At 70.8% G+C, this 4,284-nt stretch carries 4 protein-coding genes; 1 reads left to right on the top strand and 3 read right to left on the bottom strand.

Annotation, left to right across the window (positions count from 1 at the left end):
• Window positions 1–434: 434 nt before the first annotated feature.
• Window positions 435–1,109: an HAD family hydrolase gene (locus G6026_RS12460; RefSeq protein WP_107756046.1), complete on the bottom strand. Its 675-nt coding sequence runs from the start codon at window positions 1,107–1,109 to the stop codon at window positions 435–437.
• Between the two features lie 101 nt (window positions 1,110–1,210).
• Here G6026_RS12460 and G6026_RS12455 point away from each other — a divergent pair, with 101 nt between their 5' ends.
• On the top strand, window positions 1,211–2,203 hold the full coding sequence (locus tag G6026_RS12455) for a TIGR03557 family F420-dependent LLM class oxidoreductase (protein ID WP_182613362.1): 993 nt from the start codon (window positions 1,211–1,213) through the stop codon (window positions 2,201–2,203).
• Between the two features lie 75 nt (window positions 2,204–2,278).
• On the opposite strand, the gene G6026_RS12450 is transcribed toward G6026_RS12455, so the two are convergent.
• Window positions 2,279–3,349 (bottom strand): ABC transporter substrate-binding protein, encoded by a 1,071-nt coding sequence (locus tag G6026_RS12450; protein WP_182613361.1) that lies wholly within the window; start codon window positions 3,347–3,349, stop codon window positions 2,279–2,281.
• Window positions 3,346–4,122, bottom strand: a complete 777-nt coding sequence (locus G6026_RS12445; RefSeq protein ID WP_182613360.1) for an ABC transporter permease — start codon at window positions 4,120–4,122, stop codon at window positions 3,346–3,348. The genes G6026_RS12450 and G6026_RS12445 overlap by 4 nt, the downstream gene beginning before the upstream one ends.
• Between the last annotated feature and the right edge of the window lie 162 nt (window positions 4,123–4,284).

Raw genomic sequence — 4,284 nt, 5'->3', positions numbered from 1 at the left:
CCTGGCCTGCCCAGCACCCCCTTGACTTGTGCGCCCCCTTCGGCCTGCGCGTCGGGAATGCCCACGTCCGGCTGACCTGCGCGGCGCTACTGGTCCATAGAGGACACACAAGGCTGGGCGGACCTTCGGGGGCCGGCACCACTCGGCCTCCAGGGTGGGTTGATGGCCGCCGGGGCGGCAGGCGGGCCCGCCGGGCTCGCCGGGTCCCGTGCCGGTCGCCCTGAGGTGCGCGTGCGCAATGGTCCCGAGCCGCCGCACAAGTGTGCGGAATGCGGTCGAAGAGGACGCATAGGCCGAAGAGAACGCATAGGCCGAAGAGGACGCATAAGGCAGGGGGGCGAGGCTGACGTGCCGAAGCAGAGGGCGAAGCGGAGGCGGCCGGGGTGGGTTTGGGAGGCGCGGCAGAGGCGCTCCCTGCCAGGCCCCCCCGGCGACTAGAGGGCGCCGGACGTGAGGAGGTCCAGGACGCCGGCGGCGTCGTCGGCGATAGCGGAGAACCCGGCTTCACGAAGTTCGGCGTCGCCGATACCGCCCGTCCGCACGGCTACCGAGCGGATGCCCAGTTTGCCGGCCGCGATGGCGTCCCACGTCGCATCGCCCACCATGATCGCGTCCGCGGCGTCGACGCCCGAGCGCTCGAGGGCGATCGCCACGATGGTGGGATCGGGCTTGGCCTGGTCGACGTCCTCGCCCGTGGTCACGGCGTCCACGTGGTCGTCGACATCGAGAAGCTCCCGGGCCTGCTCGAACTCCGACGGTGCCGCCGAGGTCGCGAGCACGACGATCCACCCCCGCTCCTTGGCGCCACGGATGAGGTCGCGGCCACCGGGGAGCAGGCGCAGCGTCGCCTCCGCGTAGTACTCAGAATGCAGATCCTTGGCCCGGCTCGCCACGCGTTCGCGGTCCTCGTCGTCGTCGACACCTGCGAGATCCAGGAGTTCGTCCACCAGCGTGGACCCGTCCTTGCCGATCCGGTGGTGCACCTCCACGAACGGCACCGGCGCGCCGGCCTCGGCCAGGGCGCGGTGCCAGGTCCAGACGTGGACGTAGGTGGAGTCGACCAGGGTGCCGTCGACGTCGAGGAGGAGGGCGCGCGGTGTAGTGGTCATGCGTCCGACCGTGCACCGCCCTCGGGAGGCCGGCAACCGGTGGCCCCCGCCCGGGTGGCGACCGGTGGCGACAAGCCCGGGCCCGGCGCACCCTCGGAGCCATGACACGTTTCGGATACACGCTCATGACCGAACAGTCCGGCCCCAAGGAACTCGTCCGCTACGCCGCCAAGGCCGAGCAGGCGGGATTCGACTTCGAGGTGGCCTCGGACCACTACTTCCCGTGGCTGTCCTCGCAAGGCCACGCGCCGTACGTATGGAGTGTCCTGGGCGCCGTGGCTCACGTCACCGAGAGGGTGGACCTGTGCACGTATGTCACCTGCCCGATCCTGCGCTACCACCCCGCGGTGGTGGCACAGAAGGCCGCGACCGTGCAGATCATGTCCGACGGCCGGTTCATGCTGGGCATCGGCGCGGGGGAGAACCTCAACGAGCACGTGGTGGGTCAGCGGTGGCCCTCGGTCGACGAGCGACACGAGATGACGGTGGAGGCTCTGGAGATCATCGGCGAACTGTTCGACGGCGGCCTGGTGACCTACTCCGGCGAGCACTTCCGCGTGGACTCGGCCCGGCTGTGGGACCTGCCCGAGAAGCGGGTGCCGATCGGCGTGGCAGCCGGCGGGGAAAAGGCCGTCGGCCGGCTCGGGCCGCTCGCCGATCACCTCATCGCCACCGAGCCGGAGCCCGCCCACATCGAGAACTGGAACGCGCTCGAGGGACGGAAGAACATCGGTGACGGTGCCCGGGCCATCGCCCAGATCCCCATCAGTTGGGATCCCGAGTCCGAGAAGGCGGCCGTCGAGCGGGCGCACGACCAGTTCCGCTGGTTCGCCGGGGGCTGGGCCGCCAACGCCGACCTGCCCACCACCGCCGGATTCGCCGCCGCCACCAAGTTCGTCCGCCCCGAGGACGTGGCCGAGCAACTTCCCTGCGGTCCCGACCTGGACGCGATCGTCGAGAAGATCCAGCCCTACTGGGAGGCCGGGTACACGGACGTCGCGCTGATCCAGATCGGCGACTCCACCCTGGACCGGTTCCTCGAGGAGGCCGCCGAGCCGCTGCTCGCGCGGTTGCGGGAGGCCTCCCCGAACTGAGGCAGGCCGATCCCCGACGTCGAATGGCTGGCGGGCCTCTCTCGGGCGGGGCCTGCTGGATGGCGGGGCGCGGTTCTAGTCGCCGGCTCCGGGCAGGTAGTCGTTGGTCGTGGCGGCGGCACCGTCGACCTCGGTCTCCAGCAGCCCGTTCTGGTACATCCACCTCGCGTATGCCGCCCAGTCCTCGTCCGACTGCCGACCGAAATCGTCCTCGGGTAGCAGCTCGAGCGTGGCGTCGATCATCATCTCCAGGATGTCCGGGTCGTAGGAGCCCTGGGTCTCGGGGGTGAGGGCGTCGATCGCGACCTGCCGGTCCCGCAGCGCCGCGGCCTGACCCTCCGCGGTCCCCGCGAGGAAGTGCCGCACCCGCTCGGCGTAGTCGGCGTCGTCGGCGAGGCGGGTCGGGTTGGCGATGATCACCAGTTCCGCGTAGTCCGGCACCCCGAGTTCGGTGGCCGGCAGCACCACGACGTCGCCCTGAGCGGTGAGCTCGACGCCCTCGATGTTGCGGAATGCTCCGAAGATCGCGTCGACCTGGTCGGTGAGGAGCGCCTGGTTGAGGCTCTGCTGCACGTTGGGGGTGGAGATCGAACCCGGGTCGACCCCGGCCTCCCGGGCGATGAAGTCCAGAGTCGGCTGCTGGGAGGCCAGACCCGACAGCCCCACGGTCCTGCCCTCCAGGTCGGCCGCGGTGGTGATCCCGGACTCCGTCCTGGCGATCAGCGAGGTCAGCGAGGTGGGGATCAGGGCGGCCACCGAGATCACGTCGAGGCCCTGTTCCGCGGCGATGAGGGTGTCGGGCTCATACGAGATGGCCAGGTCCGCCCGCCCCAGGGACACCTCCCGCGCGGCGTCGGCCGTGTTGGCGGGCGTCATGAACGTCACGTCGACGCCGGCGTCGCCGTACGCGCCGGTGTGCTGCGCGGTGTACAGCGCCACGTGATCGGGATTGGGGCTCCAGTCCAGCAGGACACTCACCGGTGCGGCTCCGGTCTCGGTCGTGTCCGCATCGTCCGAAGCCGCCTGGCATCCGGTCAGGGCCAGCGCCGCAGCGGCGGCGATCGCGAGCATGCGGACGCCGGGTCGGGTGACGCCCGGTCGGGTGACGGTCCGGCGTGGGGCCGCGCTGGTGGGTGTGTGGGTCATGATGGGGTCCTTTCGGTGGGGGTGTTCCACGGGCAGATGAGTCGTTCGAGGATGGTCACGGTGGCCAGCAGGACGCTGGACATGATCGTCAGCACGACCACCTGGGCGAAGACGAAGTCCGTCTGGAGACGCGGGATGGCCTGCAGCATGAGGTACCCCAGGCCGTTGGTCGACCCGGTGTACTCGGCGAACACCGCGGCCACCGGCGCGAACGTGACCGAGACGCGCAATCCGGCGAACCCGCGGGGCGCGGCGGACGGCAGACGAACCCGCCAGAAGAGCGACCACCGGGTGGCGTGCAGGCTCCGCAGCGTGTCGATCACCCGGGCGTCGACGGCCCGCACGCCGGAGAGGAGGTTGAGGGCGACGGGGAAGAAACACAACAGGGCGACGACGATGACCTTCGGCGCCATCCCGTACCCGAGGGAGATCGTCAGTAGCGGACCGATCACGATCACCGGGATGGCCTGCGAGGCGACCAGCAGTGGGGTCATGGCCTGACCGATGGTGGGCACGAACGCGCTGATGATCACGACGATCACCGCGACGACCACTCCGAGGACCACACCCAGGAGGGTCTCGGAGGCGGTCAGCAGCGTGGCGGAACCGAGCCGGTCGGGCCAGGTGGTCACGAGCGAGTCGAGCACGGCGCCGGGCGCGGGGATGACGTAGGCCGGAACGAGTTCGAGCGCGGTGATCGTGATCCACGCGGCGAGGACCAGCAGGATCGTCACGCAGGCGGGAGCGGCGGATCGGAGGACTCGGATTGTCATAGGGCGGCTCCGCCGTCGGCCAGGTGGGATTCCCGCGCCAGGGCCTGGAGCACGTCCTGGCGGGTCGCCGCGAAGGCCGGGTCGCCGAGGAGGGCCTCGCGGGGGCGGTCGTCGCCGAACCACCCCGGCCAGGTGGACACCACGCGCGCCGGGGAGTCGGCC

The organism is Dietzia sp. DQ11-38-2 (assembly GCF_014145055.1).
In the GTDB taxonomy this organism is placed as follows: domain Bacteria; phylum Actinomycetota; class Actinomycetes; order Mycobacteriales; family Mycobacteriaceae; genus Dietzia.
Note: the sequence above shows the minus strand (reverse complement) of the source record. Positions and strands in the feature narration are given on the sequence as shown.

What these genes read in the sequence shown, in the direction of transcription:
- G6026_RS12460 (WP_107756046.1), bottom strand. Translation starts at nt 1,109, where the DNA reads ATGACCACTACACCGCGCGCCCTCCTCCTCGACGTCGACGGCACCCTG.
- G6026_RS12455 (WP_182613362.1), top strand. Translation starts at nt 1,211, where the DNA reads ATGACACGTTTCGGATACACGCTCATGACCGAACAGTCCGGCCCCAAG.
- G6026_RS12450 (WP_182613361.1), bottom strand. Translation starts at nt 3,349, where the DNA reads ATGACCCACACACCCACCAGCGCGGCCCCACGCCGGACCGTCACCCGA.
- G6026_RS12445 (WP_182613360.1), bottom strand. Translation starts at nt 4,122, where the DNA reads ATGACAATCCGAGTCCTCCGATCCGCCGCTCCCGCCTGCGTGACGATC.